This window comes from Pseudomonadota bacterium, assembly GCA_039033415.1.
Lineage (GTDB): Bacteria > Pseudomonadota > Gammaproteobacteria > Xanthomonadales > SZUA-38 > JANQOZ01.
Window position 1 is genome coordinate 30,756 of sequence record JBCCCR010000040.1, and the last position, 21,541, is coordinate 52,296.

A 21,541-nucleotide genomic window follows, 5' to 3' on the forward strand; every position below is an offset into this window, starting at 1 on the left:
GATCGGCCCTCGATTCTCGTTGACAGCGCCTGCAGCGGGTGCTGTTCAGCTTCCCGCCGACGAACGTGGAGCGCTGGTTAAGCAGTAGTAAGATGTGTCGGTACAAAGATAGGATTTGACCCAATGGCGGCATTGACCCGGCGAAAAGCGATCACGACGGCAGCGGCATTGGCTACTGCGGCCTGTACGTCCTCACCCACGAGCAAGCCATCTCACCGCAAGACATATGACGTGATTGTGGTCGGGGGCGGCTCAGCCGGCTCGGTGGTGGCCAGTCGGCTCAGCGAAGATCCCAATCGCAAAGTGCTGCTGTTGGAGGCCGGCGGCGAGGCCTCCCATGAGCTGCTGGACAATCCGCTCCGGTGGTTTGGGATGCTGGGATCAGAGCTCGTTTATCCGGACATGACCCTGCCACAGCAGGGCCTTGGAGCCAAAGAGTTGTTTGCCGGGCACGGCAAAGTGATTGGCGGGTCCAGCACCATCAACGCCATGATCCATCACCGCCCCACACCGCAAGACATTGACGACTGGGGTCTGGACGGCTGGGGCTGGCGTAATCTTGAGCCCATGCTACGCCGCTCAGAAACCTGGCTTGGCCCCTCGTCAGCGTTGCGTGGCAAAGCAGGCCCTATTGGCGTGATGCCGCTGCCTGATCCGCCGCGGCTGGCCGATGCCGTTATGGAGGCCGCCGAACGCCACGGCCTTGGCGCGTCTGAAGATATCAACGGTAGGTTGCAGGTGGGTGCCGTCGTCAATCAATTGGCCTGGGCTGATGGTTTTCGGCAGCACACCGGTCGCGCCTATCTGGAAAAGGCGCGTGGGCGCAACAACCTGACGGTGGTGACGGGCGCCCAGGTCACCTCCCTGCTACTGGAAGGTGACCGTTGTGGCGGTGTTGCATTCAATCATCAGGAGACCCCACAGCGCGTGGAAAGCGCTAGGGTGGTGCTCTGTGCCGGGGCGCTGAGAACACCTCAGCTGTTGATGTTGTCCGGCATAGGACCAGCGGAAATATTGCGCAGACAGGGTATTGGCGTAAGGGTCGATAGCCCGGCCGTAGGCGCGAACCTGCATGACCACCTGTTGGTGTCCGGCAACAGTTTTGCCACCGAGGCACCCATTGAGCGATCGGAGGTCCATGGCTCCGTAGCGGTGGTTTACGGCCGATCTGCACAGTCACGTTTTGACCGGGACCTGATGATGAACGTGTCCACGAGCGCCAACGTGATCCCTCCCCTGGAAGGGGCAACCAACGGTTTCAAAACCTCCTTCAGCTTCACCAAACCACGAAGCCGGGGGCAACTGTCCCTGGCCAGCGCCGACCCGGCGGCCCAGCCGCTGATCGACGTGAATTACCTGGGCCATCCGGACGATTTCGCCGGGATGACGGCTGCGCTGTCCCTCAGCCGCACATTGCTTTCCGACCCCGCGCTGGCCAGCTTGGGTGGACGGGAGCTTAACCAGCGATACTTCCGCGACCGTCACAACCCCGCTCCTGGGCTGCGTCAGTTCTTCAGCGACGGTGCAACTCCGTTCGGACACTACTGCGGTACCTGCCGCATGGGGCTGGACCGTGACGCCCCGGTGAATCTGAACCTCAACGTTCGCGGGGTGGTCGGACTGGACGTAATCGACGCGTCGGTGATTCCAACCATCCCCTCATGCCCTACCAATCCTCTGGTGGTAGCGATGGCGGAAAAGTACGCGGAGCGTTACGGCTAAGCGAGATAGTGTTGGACCAGAAGCAGGTGGCGTCTAACCGCAATCAAACCGACAATATCGCGTCACTTTGTATGAACCATTTCGACCTCTTTAAAATAAACCGTGACGCCGCAATTGATGCGCGAGATTTGGGCTGGCTGGTCGTTCGCTGTGGTGAGTGCGGGTCGCTGGATCGGGAGCCAAAGCCTAGCGCCGCTCGGTTTGAATCCTAATCCAGCGAGACGCGCCACAACGGTGGGCGACCCGCCGGCGAGGCCGTTAGTCATCATCGCAACAAACGTCTTCGTATCGCTTACCGGTCGACATCTTACCGATTCCCGCATTGAACACATTTAGCGGATCGAGTTCGCGATAGTGCGCCTGCAAAGGCCCAGCGGCCTCGTAGTCATGGCCAACATTGTGCTCGGCTGGGTAAATCGCGCCACGTGCGTTGATGAAATCAAGTAAACGGCATTTTAAATCTTCCAGATTCACGCCTTTGCGCACCAAATAGTCTTGATGAAAGACGTGGCATAGAAAATGCCCGTAGTAATAGGCCCCGATCAAATCTCGACCGATGCTGTCGGGAAGCTGTTCAAACCAGCGTTTGTCGTTTCTCTTCAAGGCGATGTCGAGTGCAATAACGCCTTCGACATCACGAGCGTTTAAGGTCGCATAGCGAACGGCCGCAGCGGCCGCCGCGTATCTGACCAAAGCCATACGCTTAGCTTCGCCGTCATTACAATGATAGACACCCAACTTGCTGGCTTCGGCGTGTACCCCCAACTGGGGTTGCCGCATGGCCTCGTCAGTGGACTCCGTGACGATCAGAAAATGCTCGTACTGCTCCAGCCAGCGCCGCAGTTTTTTCGGAACAGGGTTCGGCGTAAATTGTCCTAGTGTTTGCAACAAACGGTCGGTGACCGCGCCAGCCCGCAGGCCAAGGCTTTCACAGATAGCGTCGGCTTTGCGTTTCAGGTCGAAGAAGGCCGGCAGACGCGCGGTGCCAAGCCACTGGATCAGTCGAACGGTATCGCGCCCATAGTTAACGCCAAGCTTCAGAGTATCCCTATGCATGTACTCAGCGCTAATGGGTAAGGGAGACGGACTGGTAAGAACGTCACGCCGCCAGCTGGCAAAAGCGGCCGGGCTCGTGGTGCCAACGACATAAACGGTTTGTCGTGCAAGTTCCGGGAAGGTGTCGACCCGAACCGCGAACACGGCGATTTTTCCCGCGCTGCCACTCGCTTCGTACAACCGGCTGGGGTCCGCGTTATGCCTGGCCGGGGTGTCCTGATCGATCCGCCTGACTATGGTCTCATAATCGCTCGCCGATCCATTGCGGTCGCTGGCGGTGACTCGATCGAAATCGAAGTCTCCAGAATCCAGTTTGCTCAGAATCTCTTCCGGGGTCTTGCCGAGGTCGATGTCGAGATGGTTAACAAGTTCTAACTCGCCTGCCTCGTTGAGACGAGCAAAAAGCGATAACTCGGTGTAGGCCGGCCCCCGATGCACAAGCGCCCCGCCGGAGTTATTGCAGATTCCGCCAATGACCGATGCCCCGAAACACGATGACCCGATCACGGAATGCGGCGATCGGCCCAGCTTCTGCAGATCACGCTCAACGTCAAACAAAGTTGCGCCGGGCAAGGCCAGCACCTGTTGAGCAGCTCTGAGGTATCGGATCTGATTCAAGCGTCGGGTATTGATGATGACCGAACGCCGATTGGGCAGCTCAATGGGAGTCGATCCGCCGGTCAGGCCAGTATTGGCCGCCTGCATGACCAGCACACAGTCGGCACCGATGCACACCTTCAGAATCCGCCAAAGCTCGAGGAGTGACCCAGGCCGCACGACGCCAATCGCCGGCCCACCGCCGCCTCTGTAAGCGCGGCGATACGCAAACGTCTTTCGATTTCCTACCAGAACATGTTTCCTGCCAACGACGGCCCGCAAGGCAGAGATGACAGACGAATCACGTTGCGGCATGAGTGCGGTGTCGGTCTCTCTTAGTTGACCGTGTCGCTGGACTGTCGGCGCAGGGCGATCACTCCGAAGCGCTTCGCGGAGTCCTTTGCTTCGACTTCAAGCACCTGGCCAGCATCGATCTCGGACAATGGTGCATGCACATCGCGCTGCAATCGGCCGTCCGCGACGAGCGACAGATAACGCGAGCAACAGACTCGGAGAAAAGAGGTAAAATTGCCAAGATCGTGCTCAGCATCGATTGCCTCCAAGTAGAGCCTTGTGATGAGCTGAGCAACGGATAGATTGTCACGGTCGGCTATTTCTTCGAGCGTCATCCAGAAGAAGGCTTCCAGGCGAATCGACGTCACTACCCCATCGATCCGAATCGAGCGTGTAGACGACCGCCACAGTTTGGCATCGGCCTGGATGAAGAGCTTGCACATGCTTAGATACCTGTTGTTCAGAAACCGCCGCCGGCTGGCCTGCGGATGCATGGATGAAACGCCCAACGCGCCACGATGAACTAACTTAATAGTGCATGAAACTGGCGAAGCATTTCGGGATGCGCGGGCCAAGCCGGGGCTGATACCAGGTTTCCATCCGTGATGGCCTCTGTCATTTCCAGCGTCACGTATTCGGCGCCCGCGGCACGGACTTCAGGTTCGCAAGCCGGGTACGCAGAGACCTTCCGGCCTTTCAAGACGCCTGCGCCGGTAAAGAGTTGAGCGCCATGGCAGATCGACGCGACCGGTTTATCGGCTGCAAAGAAATGGCTGACGATTTCAACCACGCGCCCATTCAGGCGCAAAAACTCGGGAGCCCGACCACCCGGCACGTAGCACGCGTCGTAGTTCTCTGGTTCGATCTGGTCAAAGGTCGCGTTGAGCTCGAAATTGTGACCACGCTTCTCGCTGTATGTTTGCTCGCCTTCGAAATCATGGATCGATGTGGCAATTAGGTCACCGGTGCTCTTCCCTGGACTGACGGCATCGACCTGATGGCCCATGGCCAGCAAGGCTTGATAGGGGACCATGTTCTCGTAGTCTTCGACGAAGTCCCCGGTGATCATTAGGATTTTGGCCATTTCAAAGTTCCTGCTATTTGTCTAGAGCACCGAAGCGGGCCTCTGATTCGAAACCCAAGTCGCAGTCGTAAGAGAAAAACACAATGAACGAGTCTGCGGGTAACAATATGTTGCTACGCTGGCGATGTAAGCGCTGGAATCTCAGAGTCCGGGACGGATAGAGTGTCGCGCTCGGCTGTTTTGGCACTTGGTTCCGGTCACAAAAATTTGTCTCTGAGCGCTTACGCTCTACAATTTCTGTTTCCAAATGTCACCGTCGGGCGTCAGCGCAATCCGCTGGTCCGCAATGGGCAGGCGGGTGATATAGCGGCACAGTCGCTGCCATTTGGACACGGGCCTTATTCTTCCTATGCTCCAACCAACGCCGTCATTTGCGCTACCATGCCTAGAGCCTGGCATAGTAATCAGGGAGCTCGCATGCCAATCAATTTGCCTGTTTATGGGGACGACCAGTGGAAGTTAAGAATGAGGTGTCGGTCGACAACTTTCGAGCGATAAACCGCTTCGCAGCCGGTGCCGGGGGAAAGAAAGTTCGCAGCTTTCAGAATGACCGGTGGCTTATATCGACGGGGCCTAGCGCCTATCGGAGCATTTACGATCCAAGCCTTGGTCGTATCGTGTCGTCCTGGCGCGAAGTCAGACCGCATCTCATCATGTTTTATGGAGAAGCGAGGCCCAATACGGCGCTGTCCTTTCCGGTTCGGGCCTCCAGTGATCTCGCGGGCGCATTTATCGGCACGAATAGCGGAATACAGTCATCTAAAGTCGCCCAGGAATTGAGCGATGATCCAAACCACCCGCATTTGTTATCGGCCAAACTGTCGGCCGGTAGCGAAGCGCATCTAACCATCTCAAGTCGTGCGCCAGCCTACTTCTTCGGCGTTTTCGGCTTTGAAGAAGCGCTCAAAGATGAATTCTCGGTCATCAAGACCCTCTCGGCATTTGCCCGCGAAAGCGCGCCGAGCGAATCGGGCGTAGCCGCCAAAGCGACTCCGGTTGAGCAGGAAGCCCTCAACATAATATTGCAGATGCTGAGGAATCCCTTTGAGGGCGAGGCACTCGATGCCTATCTCGTTGGCAAGTCTCTTGAGCTCCTGAGTCTCTCCACGCATTCGGTACAACAGGCGGAAGTGATCCGGCGTGCCAAGTCGAAGAAATCGCCGGTGAGCTTCGTATGCCGGGAATTGAAACGCACGCCGGAGGAGGAGCTGGTCCTCGGTGACTTCGCACGTTATCTGGATATGTCAGAGCGCACGTTGTCACGACTATTCAGAGCGCAGACGGGAAAGACTTTCTCGGCCTACCAGCGGGAGCGACGTATGGAACTGGCCGCGAGGTTGCTCGCGATGACGCCTAAGTCGACCACACAAATCGCGGCGAACGTCGGCTACAAGGCCGTTACCGCATTCTTCCGCGCCTTTCGCGAACACCACGGTATGACGCCAAACCAGTATCGCAGTACGCATCTGAACTGACCACCTCAGTCTTGCGCCTGCCAAACGAGATCCGTCAGTTCTCGTTCGGACCATCGCATTCTTTCGGCTTCTCATTTGTGGTGTTGGCGTTCTCAGCAAGTAATGGCGTTCTTGCGCAATTGAAGTAAACTTTTGCGACTGCAAGACTCTTTCCCGGCATCAAACAAACTGGGAGGAGTAGCTCAATGTTCAAGCAACACGCAGGCATCGCGAGGCGCGCTACAACAGCCTTCGCAGCGATTCTATTGGCCATGCCGACTCTGGCCCAGGAACAGGAAGACGTTGCCCGAGAACCCGCGAGTGCTGCCCAAGCCTTCTTGGATGAGATCGTTGTAACTGCCGAAAAGCGCGATGTTGCACGTAGTGCCCAAGACGCGCCTATCGCGGTCAACGTCCTTTCCGGAGACGCCATCGAAGCGCTTCAGCTCGACAGTGTTATCGACATCGGCAACACCCAGCCTAATGTCCGGCTGCAGAGTGTCGGCACGGTTCCCGGCGTTGCGAATTTCTCAATCCGCGGAATCGGTCTCAACTCCAGTGTGCCATCCGATGAGCCGACTGTTGGCGTGGTCGTCGATGGCGTGCCGCTCGCGGCGACCTATGGTGCTTACCTCGACACTTTTGATGTAGAGAGCGTCGAAGTATTGCGTGGTCCGCAGGGTACGCTTTTCGGTCGTAACGCGACCGGTGGCGTCATCAACCTTCGGTCTCGCCGCCCCGGCGATACCTTCGGCCTTCGTGGTCGAGTCACGATCGGCTCACAAGACCGCGTCTCACTGGCCGGCTCCGTAGAAGGTCCCTTGGCAGCAGACACGTTGTTCGGCAAAGTCGCCGTGATGGTTGAGGATCGCGATGGGTTTTTCGAAAACGGCGCGATTGAAGGCGATGAGATCGGTGAGCGAAGCAGCGTTTTCGTTCGACCAACATTGCTTTGGGAACCGAGCGACGATTTCAATCTTACGCTGATCGCCGAGTACGCCGATATCGACGGCGATGGCTCAATCGTCCAGCTTACCGACCGCGTGGGCGACCTACCCAACGTTTTCGGTTTCGATCCCGGTGCGGACGATGTGCTGTTCTCCGACCCAGAGGGCGACAATAACACCAACTGGCTGCAGCTCACCTCTGAGATCAACGTGAAACTCGGCTTGGGCACACTGACTTCGATCACCGGTTATCGGGACTCAGAACTGTCGATCGGAGAGCCATCCATTAACGGCCCGATCGCGAGCGACAACGATGGTACCACGCTGAACCTCTTCAACCTTCAGAACAAGATCGAGCAGTCCCAGTTCTCCCAGGAAATTCGGTATGCGGCCTCTGCGTTAGATGATCGGCTCAATTTCGTTGTCGGCGGCTTCTACCTCGGCCAGGATCTCGACTTTCAGGAAAGTCGTCTGGTCCTGGGGGCATTAGGTGCTTCGCCGATCGCCACGAGCAGCGTATTGGACCAGGACAGCTTCGGTCTGTTCGGGCAACTCGAGTATGAACTGTTCCCCGACCTGTTCTTGTTAGCTGGCGGGCGCTACTCGTCGGATGAGAAGCGGGTGGTCATCGCGAGCTTCGGCGAATGCAGTGCGGTGTTCGATTGCGCGATCGGATTCCAGGACGACGAAACGTTCGAAGACTTTTCGCCAAAATTGGGGCTGCGTTGGGAAGCGACGGAAGACGTCACCGCCTACTTAAGCTACACGCGTGGCTTTCGAAGTGGCGGCTTTAATTTTCGTAACACAGTGCCGGCAACGCCGGGACCCTATGATGATGAAAGCGTCTCCGCGTACGAATTTGGCCTCAAAACTGAGTTCGCCGATGGCCGCGTTCGTGCCAATCTTGCGGTGTTCAGCAATGAATATGAAGACATCCAGCGCACGGTCCTCGTCAGCGGTACGGAGCAGAACGTCACCAACGCCGCGAGTGCGACGATCCAGGGATTGGAGCTGGACCTCACATTAAACCCATTCGACAACCTGGTCTTGACGGGCGCGATCGGCGTACTCGACGGGGAGTTCGACGAATTCAATGGTCTGGATGTGACAGGTGACGGTATTCCAGATCCTGATCTGGCGTTGGGTCTTCAACTAGAGCGAGCGCCTGAGCTCACCTACACGATTGGCGCTCTGTACGATATTCCAATGAGTTATGGCGGCCTGTTCACGCTCCGCACAAGCTACTCGTATACGGACGAAACGCCAATCAACACGGTCAATACATCGTTCCTCCCGGACTTTGGATTGCTCAACGCCAGCGTGAGTTACGCATTTGCAAATGACCGCACAACTTTGACGTTGTTCGGAAAGAACCTCACCGACGAAATCTATGGTGTGACCGGCGCGGATATTCCCGGCTTTGTCTTCTTTACCTACCTCGAACCATCGCGTACCTGGGGTTTGGAGTTGAAGTACGAGTACTGATCGAGTTTAGACGTCGGAATTTCGTGACCACGTACGACCCAACCATGAGATCCATATGGCGATCCCTGGCTGCGGTTACCGTCACTGTCGGAGCCGTTTTCTCAGTTGGATGCGGATCGTTTCGCACGATGCCAGCGCTCGAATTGCCGACGACTGGTAGGATAGAAACCAGCGCAGGTGCGTTGACGTTTGAGCTGTATGCGGACGCCGCGCCGCGAAGCGTCGCCAACTTCATCCGCTATGCCAGCAATGGCCTCTACGACGGAGGGTCTTTCTATCGCGCGACGGATCGTCAGGCGACATCGCATGGGGCGTGCTGCATCACGATTGTTCAGGGCGGTCGCCTGGGCCAGGAGATGACCGGATCGCTGTCGGACATTCAACAGGCCGTTGCTGACTCGCCTTTGCCGCCCGTTCCTCATGAGCCGACCAGTGAAACCGGCCTTTTCAATATTCAAGGTGCACTGGCTTTCGGACGCACAAGACCCGGCACGGCGACGTCGGAGTTCTTTATTTCGCTCGAAGACAATCCGCTTCTCGATGTCGGTGGGGCCGGTCATCCCGACGGCCTTGGATACGCCGTCTTCGGGCGCATCACGTCTGGGTTGGCGTTGCTGCGTGTTCTGATAAGAAGGCCGCGCTTATCCAAGGATGGCCCCTTTGCTGACCAACTGTTGGCCGAGCCGCTCCAGATCACGCACATTGCTGTTGATGGAGTCGACCGAGAGTGAGCGCAGAGGTAGCAGCTCATAGCGCAGGACCGACGCGGGCGTACCGATCTTATGTCCTGACATCGCTCGGCATCGTCGCATTCTTTAACTTCGTTGATCGTTCGGTCTTCTCGGTCCTCGCTGTATCCATCAAGGAAGATCTCTCGCTGTCGGACACTGAGATCGGGTTGCTCGGGGGATTTGCCTTTGCGCTGTTCTATGCCTGCTTAGGCGTTCCCCTCGCTCGCCTCGCGGACCGCAGCAACAGGGTCAGGCTGGTATCGATCTGTCTTGCGTTGTGGAGCGCGGCGACGGCTGCTTGCGGGTTGGCAACTGGCTTTCTGACGCTCCTGCTGTCCAGAATTGGCGTGGGCGCGGGAGAAGCGGGGTGTTTTCCGCCAAGCTATTCCATTATCTCAGACTATTACCCCGCTAACCGTCGCGCCTTTGCCATCGGCATGTTTCATGCCGGAGGCAATGTCGGGTTTCTTGTCGGGCTGATGGCAGCGGGCTTACTGGCCGACGCGGTCGGCTGGCGCGCCGCGTTTTTCATTCTAGGATTGCCGGGCGTAGCGTTCGCCGGGCTTTTCTTCGCGACGGTTCGCGAGCCACTGAGAGGCGCTTCGCCGTCGCCTGCGGCGACGCCGCTGGGCCTTCGCGATGCTATCGGCTTGATGCGCCGCCGCTCGGCATTCGTCCACCTGACCATTGCCTACACATTGTCGATTCTCGCCTTCTATTCCGCACTGGCGTGGCTGCCCCATTTCTTCGCCCGCACATTTGGCATGGACGCTTCGGCAATCGGCTTTTGGTATGGGCTGGCCTTCGGCGGTGGGCTGATCGTCGGCGTGATGTTCGGGGCTCTGGTTGCGCCATCACTCATCAAGCGTAATCCTCGTTGGGAGTACGTTTTCCCTGGGATTGGCTCGCTAATCGCCATGCCGAGTTTTCTGCTGATCTATTGGATCGGCAACGCCGATTGGGCGCTTGTTTTTACGGCCGTGGGCAGCGCCGCAGTCGCGATGGGGCTCGGCCCCGCATTCTCTGCCGTTCAGTCGCTCGCCGAACCAAGCATGCGGGCGACGGCTGCCGCATTCGTGCTTCTCATATCTGCCATTTTGGGACAAGGGCTTGGCCCCGTTTTGGTCGGCGTGCTCAGCGATACGCTCGCCGGAAGCTTGGGTGACCTGGCGCTGGCCACGGCCTTGTCGGTGTCCACGGCCGCGTTCGCGTGGTCAGCGGTGCATGTGTACTTGGGCTCCCGGCGGTTTGTTCAACAAGTCGTGACCGTGCCAAACACCCTACCAAAGGACCATGTTGATGGTGATTGAACCTCGTTTTGATGTGCCCGATGGCGCCGAGATGTCGCTTCGCATTGATCGTGTGCGAGCGATGATGGATGCCGAAAATCTGACCCACTACGTGGCCTCTTGCCCGAATAACGTCTTCTATCTCACCAACTTCGCCAACTATGTGCATGAGCGCCCGTTTGTGTTGGTTGTCGGATTAGACGGCCCACTGCTCTTTCTGGTTCCTAAACTGGAGGTTCCGCATGTCCTGACCCGCTCGGTTGGTAAAGTCGAGCTCGTGCAGTATTTCGAGTTCCCAGCCCCCGAACGCGAAACCTGGGACTCCAAGTTCCATACGATGTTCACGGCGAACGCACGGGTCGGTGTTGAGTCCATCTGCCCACTACAAATCTACGAAGCGGTTCCGGGCGAGCGCGTCCGATCCGACATCGTCGAAGATGTGCGCATGGTTAAAACAGACTATGAAATCGGCAGGATTGCCTACTCCAGCAACATCGCATCTGAGGCCATGAATCTGCTGATCGCATCGGCGAGGCCGGGGGTGGGCATGATGGAAATCCAGACCAAGTGTCGCGGGTTCATGCTAATGAAGACTCTGGCCGACAATCCCAGCGCCAACGTGCTTGCAACCAACGCGACATCCGTGTTCCAACCGCCCAGCGTTTCTCACGATCCGCACAATTTCACTGACGTCAGCATGGTCATGGAAACCGACGGTCCCAATGTTTCGATTATCAATGGAACGTTCAATGGCTACGGAACAGAAGTTGAACGAACATTCTTCCTGGGAGACGTTCCGGACTCATGCCGGCAGCCCTTCCATACGATGATGCAAGTGCGAGAGCTGGCGTTCGAAATGGCCAAACCAGGGACGTTGATGAACGAGGTAGACGAAGCGTGTAATGCACATTTCAGGAAGGCCGGACACGCCGACCATCTTCTTCACCGAACAGGGCATGGGATCGGGGTTACGGGCCACGAGGCGCCGTTCTTTGCCGAGGGCTACAAGCGCGAAATTGAGCCGGGCATGGTGTTTACTATCGAACCAGGCATTTATATCGAAGGCGTAGGCGGATTTCGCCACTCCGATACCGTCCTGATTACCGATAGCGGCGCCGTAAGCCTAACACCCCTACCGGATGACCTCGAAGCAATGACCTTGGCGATTTAACGGAAAGCTGCTACGTAGCCCGACGCAAAAAGCCGTGTCAGACCAAAGGGTCTGACACCCGAATGCGGCACGTACCATCATGGGCCAAAAAGGCATGATTCCGACGGGCTTGCTCCTAAACGACAAGTACAAGTAGTCTGACGCAGTGTCCGGCGTGACATCTCGGCATGCATCTCAGCGAAGCGGTTCAATACCGGCAGCTTGATCGGCCGTTTGTGAACCAAACCGCTAACGTTGCCTGGCTTGTGGCCCTTCGAGAGCACTGATAGCGCGGCATCGAACCCGAACTGGCTGAACGGGTATTCGTGCCGTTTTGCAGCAGTCCTCAATGATCCGATCAGCCCGGGATGGGCCTACCGATGGTGCGGGATTTTCTGGAACAGTCCGGAGGTCAGATATCCATTGGGGCCGATGAGTCCGGTCATAGGGTGCTGCGACTGCCCGCCGCCAATGGCCAGAAGTGAGCGCCTGCAAGGCCCGGGATGTCCCGGCATTAAAAAACCAACCGCCGTGCCCTATGCCGCAGTCCTTTGTGGGTCAGTACACGCGTTACTTGGCAAATCAGGATCTGGAAGATATTGTCGCATTGGTGAATGGCCGACCGAATATCGTCGAGGAGTTTCAGTCTGCGGATCTGAAAGTACGAGGCTTTGTTCGGCAGTCAATTGCTGAGTTGTTGTCGCGGCGGGGATCTCTGGACGCGCCGCCTGGTCTTGTTCTCGACAGCGGCGAAAGTCCTCCGATCCTGGGGCGAGTCTAAGAGCGCCTGGAAGCACTTTGCGCCTCACCGCACGTAGTGCGATTGGCACCAAATGGTTGTTACCTGCACTATGGCCTTTCGATCCTCGATATAAGTTGGTCCACTTTTGGGCCACTCAGCCAGATTCGAGCCGTATTCCGAGGTTGCGAATCGTAGAGCGATCGCCGCTAATCTATTGATTGCTATGCTCTATCGAGAATTCAAAGCGGCCTCATAATGCGGGGGGCGGTGGTTCAAGTCCACCCATAGCCGCCAAAATTCCCATTTTTTCAGCTGCTTACGTCGTCTGAGTTGCGACTGGCTAGTCATCGTTAACGTTGTCGAATGCCTCAAACCCGTCGACAAAAATCACCTGGGAAGATGGTCGGTCGTCGATAATGGCGATGTCATTGCCGTCGCCACCAACGTAAGTGATTCGTAGCGTCTGATCATCGTCGATAAATGTACCCTCGGGCAGGTCAACGAAGGTGCCGCTGACAGGATTACCTGAACGGTTATCAACGATGATGAGTTCCAGGCCCAGACCCTTGGCGAGAAAACCGCCCTGGATAGCCAGCGTGGTGTCGCTAAGACTAATGCTCTCGGTAATGACGAGCTGGTCGAAGCCAGTACCCGCTCCGAAATCGTTAATGTCGATGGCCAGCGTACCCCCCAGAAACTCCACCGCCGATATGGTCAAAGTACCGGTGGTGTCGCCAGGGTTGATGGTGCCGATTACGGCGACTAAAACGTCCAGCAAACCATCTCCGCCCAGAATCCCGCCACTTCCAACTTCGAAGCCTCGCTCAATTGGAACGCTTTTGGCAAAATTCGGTAAAGGGTTCAGTTCAGCCAAGAATTCGCCGTCAACCAACAGTCGTCCGTCGACCACAAAATTGAGTCCAGCGACGCGGTTGCCGCTACTGGTAACGCGAAGATCCCCTGGCCCCTCCTTGGAAAACGCCCCGGTGATCTGTCCGTTAAGTGCGCTGCGCGTATCGGTCGTTTCAAAAACCGTAAAAAAGCCAGCGGAGTCGATATCGCCGTTGATCTGTATTTCGCCATTGGTAGCCGTCAGAGTAGTGTTGTTGAGCAAGGTAATGGGTGTGTCGATAAGCATCTGCCCGCTGTTGCCATTTCCGCCGGTGGTTCGAATACTCGATGCGTTGATTCTTACCTGATTGTCAGCGTCGCCTGCTTCGATTATCAGCTCGCCGGTGCTAACGTCGCCGTTAAACACCACGTCGCCGCTTTGGTTAAGGAGCGCCATATTGTGAGGACCGCCGCTGGTCCTTCCCAACGTGTCGAGGAACACAATATCGCCGCTGCCCTGTTGTTCAATACGTGTTCGTGCACGCGCCCCGATTCGTGTTGGCGCATTTATCTCGATGTCTTCCGTAGAGTTCAGACGTAACAACAAGTTGGTGCTCAGTATCAATTCACCGGCATCTACGCTTATGAATCCTATGTCGTAAAGTATCGATACCGTTGGCGTCCCTCCAATAAACTGAATCCTGCCTCGGGAACTCATCACTAGGTCGTGGCCGGTGGCCGTAATACCGTTGAACTGGAGGCGGCCGTTGCGTAACGCGCCGGCAGCATCGGCGCTAACAAGTGCTGCGCTTGTGGCCAGTTGGATAGAATCCTCGAAGGTCTGGTTGCCCCGGGTTCGGATGAGGTCGACGCCCTGGCCGGCGACGGTTTCTCCTGAGACCGTTAGAGAGTTAAAGGGGGAGGTCGACCCCACGTTCCCTATTAACGACAGGTTGCCGATGACCTCAAAATCCGCCGCTGTGGACCCGTCCAGCAAGCCGTTGATCGTTACAAATTCGGCCGAAAGAACCGCGGAAGCACCGGTAACGGTGACGTCACCATCCAGCTCGATCTGCGAGCCAGCGAGGATGGCATGCCCGATGTCCACCGTTTCCGTGCCTTCCAGGCGAAAGAGCTCATCAGTATTTTCATCGTCGTCGGAAATCATCAGATCCCCACCGATAATCACCGAATCCGCGTCAGGTCCGCCATCAAAGATAAAAGAGGCCCCGAAGCCAGAACCCGGCAAGTCGCCGGCGAGACTGACAATGGTGATGGAGTCGTTCCCGGCAAGCCCATTGATCGTCAGCAGTTCTGGCGGGTTGGCCATCGTGCTGGCAGTGCCGTTCACGGTGATTGTGGTCGCGCCGGCCCCTGCATCCTCAACAACGATCACATCGTCGCCAGTGGTTGCATTGATGACGAGGGTGTCCTCGATGACCAAGGCGTGTGCAGGGTTTAGACCAGCGAGGATCGCACCGAACATGACAAAAGAGGAGAGCTGGGCTGTACCTTTCATGGGTTAGTTTCCAGAACCAAAACGGTTCGTAATATGACACTGAACCGTGGTAGCGAGCGTGGTACTAAGCGTGGAATTTGCTGGGGGATTGAGTTATCTCATAGACCTCCAGAGGTATAATCAAGAGCAGGAAAGGGGTCAGGTTAATTTTCTTATGGCAATTTCCTACGCGAGGTCGGAAAGCTAACCTGACCTCTTTTACCCTCGGGCACTTCTGGGGGGTCAATCCAGCAGCGCGCGCGCCTTCTCGGTGTCGAAGTGATCGGCACCCAGCGCTGTTTCATGCCGGTGAATCAGTGCTTCGATCTCGCCCGCCCCGATGCGCTCAGGTGCGAAAGTCTGGAGGGTTGGCACGCGATTTCGCTCGATGAGCAACGTATACGGATGCTCGCTGCCGAGTCCCTCGGTTGCCGCAGCCAGCGCTCGGTCATGCAAGGCAAGGGCTTCCTCGCCCCGTCCCAGACCGTTCAGCGCAACGGCCAGGTTGTCCATGCTCAACAGCGTCAGCGGATGCAGATCGTCAAGGATCTCCCGCTTGGTCGCCAACGTTTGCTCGGCCAGCTCGCGCGCCTCATCGAAGCGACGCTGCTGGTTGAGCAGCTCGGCCAGGTTGTACTCCTGAACGAGCGTCGTGCGATGCGTCTCCCCCCAATGCCCGCGCATCTGAACCAGAGACTGACGCATCATCGCTTCTGCCTGATCGGCATTACCATTGCCATTGAGGAGATTCGCGAGATTCATCTGAACAATCAGCTCCATCTCCGTCTTGGACGACTCGGGAAAGCGACGCATCAGCCCCAGAGCCTGTTCCATCGACTCCTGGGCTTCACGTAGACGACCGGCCTCTCGTTCAGCCGAGGCCCGGTTGATTAAGAGACCAATATGATCGCTCGACCCTGTACCGAAAACACGTTCGTACAGCGGTAGCATTTCATTGTAGACATCGAGAGCGCGGTCTTGCTGATTCACGTCGCTGAGCGCCAGCGCAAGATTGCCCAGGGCGCTGGCCGTGTGGAAGGGACGCGCCCTAGGGTGACGATCCAGCCATTCCACGGCTTCCTCGGCGCGCGCTAGTGCTTCGTCAAACTGCCCCAGCCCCTTGTGAACGTTCACCCATGACTGCAGGATCCCATAGCCAAAATCCCGTTCCGCCGAGTCTGGCGTCGGGATGTCAGTGAAATAGGCTTCCAGGATAGGCAGCGCCTGCTCGTAGCGGGTCAGACCCAACAGGTTCGTGACCTGATAGATCCGGGCCCATCGAATTTGCGGATCGTCATCGCCGAGATTCTCCAGGTGTCGATCGACGAAGGCGACTGCCAGCGCAAGGCTATCCTCATGGCGCTCTTCAATCTCCAAGGCGCGGATTTCCATCAGGTCCAGGAAGCGTGATTCGACCGGCATCGACAGACCATTTTTAGCCAGCGTCGAGCGCGCTGTCTCGATCTGCTCGAGCGCGAGCGCGGGCAGGTCAAGGACGTTGAAGGAATCGGCAAGGACCCGACGCATCAGAACCCGCGCCTGCGGCTGGTCAGCCAGTGCATCCTGAGCGTCGACGGCAGCGAAGCGGAGCATGTCTTCGACGGTGAAGTCGCGAACTCGCCCGGTGGATGAAGGCGTTTGCATTACGCGCTGCAGGAACCGATTGACCGCCTGAGCATTGGCCTGCTCAGCATTGGCCTGCTCGAGCGCATGCTCGGCCCGGAGGAAGCCAAGACTCGAGGCGACGAATCCTGCGATCAGCACACCGCCAATGGCGCCCAGGGCAAGGCGCCGGAAGCGACGATGCGGGGCCTCGCGAATGCCCTGAATCTCGGCCAGGATCTGAGCGGGATCCGGGCGCTGATCGGGATCAATCGAGAGCATCCGGTCGATCAAAGCACCGACGCGGCCCTGTGGGTCTTCTGCAAGGCGAGCACGCGTTGCCTCCTGACCGCTCTCGTGCAGCACCTCGAGTTCGCTCCATTGCTGGACATCGAATGGCGGTTCGCCGACCAGTACCCGGTAGAAAAACGCGCCCATCGAGTAGATGTCGGTCTTGGTATTAGGCGCGGCGCCCAGCACGACCTCGGGGGCCATGTAGAGAGGCGTGCCAGAGGCGATCGGTGGCGCCTGTTCCGTGCTTCGGTAATCCAGGCTGGCACCGAAGTCCATCAGGATCCATTCGCCTGCGGCGTCTCGCATCACGTTGCCGGGCTTGATATCGCCGTGCACCAGACCCGATGCATGCACGGCCTGAAGCGCTTGCGCGATCGACTCGATGAACTCTAGCCTGGGCTCTAGCCGGGACAGACGTTCTTGATACTCATCATGCTGCGCTGTCTGTCCATCGATCAGATCGGTCCAGAGGCCCGGCCGCCCGTCGTGCACCGCGGCCCCGTGCACGGCTAGCACATTTCGGTGCCGCACCATGGCCAGCTGGCGACCCTCATGTAGAAAGAGCTGAGACTTGAAAGGGTGGTGGTCATCGGTCTTTAGCAGCTTGAGCGCAACCTGTCTGTCCAGCGCTCGATCGTAGGCTCGATAAACCTCGCCAAAGCTGCCTTGCCCGATGGATTCAAGCACCTGAAGGTGTCCCCATTCGAACAGGGCATCATCCGCCGCGAGGTCGCTCCGCTGACCGCCGTGAAGCAGAAACAACTGCTCGATCTGGTGCAGCCGCTCGGCCACTCGGTTGCTGGTGTCGGCACTCTCTGATGCCTCCAGCGAGTCAGAGGACCCCGTCAGTCGCTGCAGTATCCTGCGCGCCCGTTCATCGGCCTTCAGACCGCTATCACTCATCCATGGCCTCCGCCAGCCGCACCAACGAGCGCGAGACCATCATGCGGGCGCTGTTGGCAGAAGGTGAATCGGTGGCTAGGGCGATCTCTTCGAAGGAGTAGCCGAACTCGACGCGCAGAATCACCGCTTCGCGGGCTTTCTTGCTCAACGTCATCAGCGCCGCCTCGTATTGCTCAAGCACCTCCTGACCGATGATCTTGCCCATGATGGAAGCTTCAGGATCCTGCACTTCATACTCGGCATCGTTGATGCCATGCTTGTTTCGCCGCGTCACCCGGCGGATTTCCATCCGGATGTTGTTCAGCATGATCTTGCGAAGATAGGCCAGGAAAGCCCCTTCGCGCAGCGCCTCGAATTGGTCGATGCGATCCAGCGTGCGCATCAGTGCCACCTGAACCAGATCGTGGGTATCCGACAGGTCACGCGCATACTGGGGCAAACGGCCGTGAGCCCAGCGCGTGATGATGGGAAGAAAGTGACGATACAGCTGTTCGCGTGCGGCTTCGTCGTCATCAGCCACTCGCTGCAGCAGAGCTGCCGTCGACTCAAGGGACTGATTCATCAGGTAAAGGCAGGGGCGATAACAGATGTTCGAGTATATGTCGGCAATCATGCTAGCTCAAACCTGTAGGGCGGGCCTGCGTTACCTGCCTGTCCGCGCCTTCCTCCAGACCTGTCCCCGCCTTTCCAGGCCGGAGATTCCGGGAGATTCCTGCAGCGCAGGCCCCGCGGTCGCACGTCAAGCTCGCGCCACTCTCCATGGATCAGCGATCGCCGAGCGTCTCGAAGCTGCTGGTGAAAAGCAGCTGTTCGATGACGGCAAACCCCGCCGAGCCTTCGAGCGCTCGCGTCGAGGCGATCGCCGATCCCTTTCCCTGGTTGATGGTGACTATCGGCGACACGTCGCCGCTGGCGCCGGCCGGAAAGATCCGGTAGCCGAAGTCTCGATTGGTGACGATCAGCTGGTCGTCCTCGGTCACGAGGAGTGATGCGGGATTGAGCAGGCCCGTTGCGGGTCCGACGATCGTGCGGAGCGGCGCGACGTTGCCCTCGGCCCGGGCCTCGTAGACGGTCACGGCTCTGCTGTCGTTCTGCAATACGTAGAGTTCCTCGGCGTTTCGATTGAGGAATAAATCGGCTGGCTCGCTCATCTCCGTGTTGTCCCCGGTGATCGAACGCAGCGGGCGAGCGTCCCCAGAAGCCGTACGGTGAAAGACATAGACCGTCTCGACGCCGCTGCCCTGATCCAGCACATAGAGCTCATCCGCCGTCAGATCGAGAAAGCCGAAGCGCGGAAAGATCAGGTTGAGATTCGGTCCGCCGATCGACCTGAGCGGCCCCACATTCCCCGAAGCGTCACGGGGAAAGACCTTGACGTCCCGACCCAGTCGGTCGAACACATACAGCTCGTCGTTGATCGAGTCGACGATCATTCCAATCGGTGATCGAAACCCCGTCTCCGAGCCTGCGAGGACGCGCAAGGGCGCGGTGTCTCCATCGGCATCCAGCGGGTATACGAGCACGGAATCGTCGCCGACGTTGCTGACGAAGAGTTCGTCAGCCGCGAGATCTATGGCCACGCCCGCGGGGGCATTGAGCAGGGTTGCCGGACCCTCGATGACGCGCAGTGGCGGATCGTTTTCGGCGGCATCGTCCGCGAACACCCGGACCTGATTGTCGAAGGCCAGCGCCGTGTAAACATCAGCACGGGCCGTAATCGTGGCGAGGCAGCAGGAGAGCAGGAACAGTTTGAAGCGGCGCATTGACGTTATTCTGTGGGACCTGATTACACTAATGCCGCTGCGCGCGAAATCGCACTTCGCGATGGCGCCGACCGCCCCGAAGGCGTTGAAATGGGCGGCTCGGCTGAAGTCTTAGGGGGCAGGACCAAGTGCCACGTCGAACGGGTAGGGGTTGTACCGGAGGTTCTACCCCCTACTTCGTATAAAAAGAGGATGTTGGCCAACGGTACAAATATTGCGGGACGGAACCCGGTGCGAAATGAGGGGGCAGGTTTTTCCCAGGCCGTAATCCTGCACTCAGTCAGATGGGACCCCTTTTCTCGCTGCACTCTGCCAGAAAGTTAACCTGACCCCTTTACCCTCATTGTTGAATGGCAGGTTCATTGGCTGGCTCGTTCGCGAAACTGCCAAACGACATCGCGAACCACCCGATACTCATGCTTCCGGCACAACTTTTGCTTCGAACAAGCAGCGCAGTTGAGGTACGCCTGAGGGAGGCAACGCATGCGGTGTTTGGTTGGCGTTCTGTTGGCCGCAGGAGTTTCCGCCAATGCGTGGTCCATTGACCTGCCGCTGACAGCGACCAGCGGTGGGGCCCTTTATATCGGTGCCAGTCAGTCCGACTCATCAGGATTCCTGGTGGATACCGGCTCAAGTTACGTTGTTGTCACTGCGGCGATGTTCAAAGAAATCCGCGAATCGACGCAGGTAACCTACCTGCGCCACATTCGAGGTGCCTTTGCTGATGGCCGCCAGGCCGGCGTTCCCATCTACCGGGTCAAGCGTCTGTTGGTGTCGCCGGAATGCGAGCTGGCTGACGTGGAGGTGGCCATGATCATGGGCGCCAGCCGCAACATTCTGGGCATGAGCGGACTGGCGCGACTGCAGCCGTTTACCGTTGCGATTCAGCCGCCGATTTTGACGACACGAGGCTGTCAATAGCTTTCGGCACGGGACTTTACACGGTACTCAGCGTTCTCTAACGCTGATTCTGGCATGCTTTCCAGGGGCCCCCTTGTAGCGCCTGGCCGGGTTGCCGGCCTGGCTCTTCTTCTGATCGGTGTTGCCCACTTCCTCAAATCGCGCAAATTCGCCTGCTTCTGTTTCCGTTGGGTCGAGAGAGCGCAGTGGTTGGGTAGATCGGCCAGGTCTGGAAGGCGGCCCGATTCGGCCAAGTGTTCCTGAGTCATCGCCGACAATCAGAATCGGTTCGCCGCCGTCAGCACTGTCCACGAATCGTCTTTTGTGAGGTGGCTTGCCGCCCAGCTCCACTTGTATCTGCCGCTCACTGGCTTCGGTTTTCGTGCCATCCAACGAGGCCTGTTCGGCTGACGCCAGTGCTGGCATGGCGAATGTCAGAATCGCTGCGGCAGCGGTTAGACGTTGTTGAATTTTCATTTTTGTAGCTCCGTTCGAATGGCTGTTTTCTGAAATTGCACCTTATCGGTGCGTGGTCGACTTCTCCTGCACCATATCTGGAAGCTATTGGGGTCAACTTTCAAGGCTCGAACGCCAGATATTCTCTGCATTGTGCACAGATTTTTCCGAGCTTCGGAGCGCGATTGCAAAGGATTTCTTCACGAATGACTCGCGTCAAACGAGTCAGCGTGACTCGGCAAATCAGCAACCCAACTCACGGCCCCGAACGCTCTTAGATGACGACAACCTGCTGTTTCGTATCAGTGCACTGACGCGCAGTTACTGAATCCGGTTTGGAATCTTTGGGGTCAGTACCAGATGCCAGGTCGGTCGACGGGGGTCGTTGGTGTATTCCACAGACATGGTTACACCTCATTCCGAGTACATCGCTAACACATTAGGGCCTTGGTAGGTGGATGTGTTCCTCAGAGTTTTTCAACCTGGCACTTGCTCCTGGCCCCTGGCTTTCGGCCCTGGCTTCCAGCAGATCCGACCCTTGTGTTCTGTGGCAAAGAAGCTGAGGAGGTGGTACCCGGCCCATAATCTTCTAAAATCAAAGAAGCTGATGGAGGTGTCACTATGAGATTACTCATCGCCGCGATGCTGCTTGCTTACGTCTCGTTTGCCGGGGCCACGATTGAAGGCACTTTCTGGGACCCTCGATTCAACGGCGAGGGGTGGACCATCGAGTCCCAGAACGA

At 57.7% G+C, this 21,541-nt stretch carries 15 protein-coding genes; 7 read left to right on the plus strand and 8 right to left on the minus strand.

Annotation, left to right across the window (positions count from 1 at the left end; genetic code table 11):
- Nucleotides 1–123: 123 nt before the first annotated feature.
- Nucleotides 124–1,722, plus strand: a complete 1,599-nt coding sequence (locus tag AAF358_24405; protein MEM7708721.1) for a GMC family oxidoreductase N-terminal domain-containing protein — start codon at nt 124–126, stop codon at nt 1,720–1,722.
- A gap of 258 nt (nt 1,723–1,980) precedes the next feature.
- Here the strand turns inward: AAF358_24405 and dld are convergent, their stop codons facing one another.
- The 3 genes from dld to AAF358_24420 all read right to left on the minus strand — a co-directional run bounded on the left by dld (nt 1,981) and on the right by AAF358_24420 (nt 4,753).
- Nucleotides 1,981–3,690, minus strand: coding sequence for a D-lactate dehydrogenase (gene dld / locus AAF358_24410; protein MEM7708722.1), 1,710 nt, complete (start codon nt 3,688–3,690; stop codon nt 1,981–1,983).
- Between the two features lie 20 nt (nt 3,691–3,710).
- Nucleotides 3,711–4,112: a ribbon-helix-helix domain-containing protein gene (locus tag AAF358_24415; protein ID MEM7708723.1), complete on the minus strand. Its 402-nt coding sequence runs from the start codon at nt 4,110–4,112 to the stop codon at nt 3,711–3,713.
- Nucleotides 4,113–4,192: 80 nt separating this feature from the next.
- The gene (locus tag AAF358_24420; GenBank protein ID MEM7708724.1) at nt 4,193–4,753 is read right to left on the minus strand and encodes a DJ-1/PfpI family protein; all 561 of its coding nucleotides are present in this window, start codon (nt 4,751–4,753) and stop codon (nt 4,193–4,195) included.
- Between the two features lie 452 nt (nt 4,754–5,205).
- Here AAF358_24420 and AAF358_24425 point away from each other — a divergent pair, with 452 nt between their 5' ends.
- The 5 genes from AAF358_24425 (at nt 5,206) to AAF358_24445 (ending at nt 11,830) form a co-directional block, all read left to right on the plus strand.
- Entirely contained in the window at nt 5,206–6,228 is a 1,023-nt protein-coding gene (locus tag AAF358_24425) for a helix-turn-helix transcriptional regulator (protein ID MEM7708725.1), read from the plus strand.
- Nucleotides 6,229–6,413: 185 nt separating this feature from the next.
- Complete coding sequence (locus AAF358_24430) at nt 6,414–8,639, plus strand: TonB-dependent receptor (GenBank protein MEM7708726.1); 2,226 nt, start codon at nt 6,414–6,416, stop codon at nt 8,637–8,639.
- A 128-nt stretch (nt 8,640–8,767) separates the two neighbouring features.
- Complete coding sequence (locus tag AAF358_24435) at nt 8,768–9,370, plus strand: peptidylprolyl isomerase (protein ID MEM7708727.1); 603 nt, start codon at nt 8,768–8,770, stop codon at nt 9,368–9,370.
- Nucleotides 9,367–10,680: an MFS transporter gene (locus tag AAF358_24440; protein MEM7708728.1), complete on the plus strand. Its 1,314-nt coding sequence runs from the start codon at nt 9,367–9,369 to the stop codon at nt 10,678–10,680. The genes AAF358_24435 and AAF358_24440 overlap by 4 nt, the downstream gene beginning before the upstream one ends.
- Nucleotides 10,670–11,830, plus strand: coding sequence for a Xaa-Pro peptidase family protein (locus tag AAF358_24445; protein ID MEM7708729.1), 1,161 nt, complete (start codon nt 10,670–10,672; stop codon nt 11,828–11,830). The genes AAF358_24440 and AAF358_24445 overlap by 11 nt, the downstream gene beginning before the upstream one ends.
- A 1,061-nt stretch (nt 11,831–12,891) precedes the next feature.
- On the opposite strand, the gene AAF358_24450 is transcribed toward AAF358_24445, so the two are convergent.
- The 4 genes from AAF358_24450 to AAF358_24465 form a co-directional block, all read right to left on the minus strand.
- On the minus strand, nt 12,892–14,901 hold the full coding sequence (locus AAF358_24450) for a hypothetical protein (GenBank protein MEM7708730.1): 2,010 nt from the start codon (nt 14,899–14,901) through the stop codon (nt 12,892–12,894).
- A 222-nt stretch (nt 14,902–15,123) separates the two neighbouring features.
- Nucleotides 15,124–17,679: a serine/threonine-protein kinase gene (locus AAF358_24455; protein MEM7708731.1), complete on the minus strand. Its 2,556-nt coding sequence runs from the start codon at nt 17,677–17,679 to the stop codon at nt 15,124–15,126.
- On the minus strand, nt 17,672–18,292 hold the full coding sequence (locus AAF358_24460) for an RNA polymerase sigma factor (protein MEM7708732.1): 621 nt from the start codon (nt 18,290–18,292) through the stop codon (nt 17,672–17,674). Before AAF358_24460 ends, AAF358_24455 begins: the two co-directional genes overlap by 8 nt.
- 151 nt (nt 18,293–18,443) lie before the next feature.
- Nucleotides 18,444–19,442: a hypothetical protein gene (locus tag AAF358_24465; GenBank protein MEM7708733.1), complete on the minus strand. Its 999-nt coding sequence runs from the start codon at nt 19,440–19,442 to the stop codon at nt 18,444–18,446.
- 483 nt (nt 19,443–19,925) lie between these two features.
- On the opposite strand from AAF358_24465, the gene AAF358_24470 reads away from it, so the two are divergent.
- Nucleotides 19,926–20,363: a retroviral-like aspartic protease family protein gene (locus AAF358_24470; protein ID MEM7708734.1), complete on the plus strand. Its 438-nt coding sequence runs from the start codon at nt 19,926–19,928 to the stop codon at nt 20,361–20,363.
- A 27-nt stretch (nt 20,364–20,390) separates the two neighbouring features.
- Here the strand turns inward: AAF358_24470 and AAF358_24475 are convergent, their stop codons facing one another.
- Nucleotides 20,391–20,819 (minus strand): hypothetical protein, encoded by a 429-nt coding sequence (locus tag AAF358_24475; GenBank protein ID MEM7708735.1) that lies wholly within the window; start codon nt 20,817–20,819, stop codon nt 20,391–20,393.
- Nucleotides 20,820–21,541 lie beyond the last annotated feature (722 nt).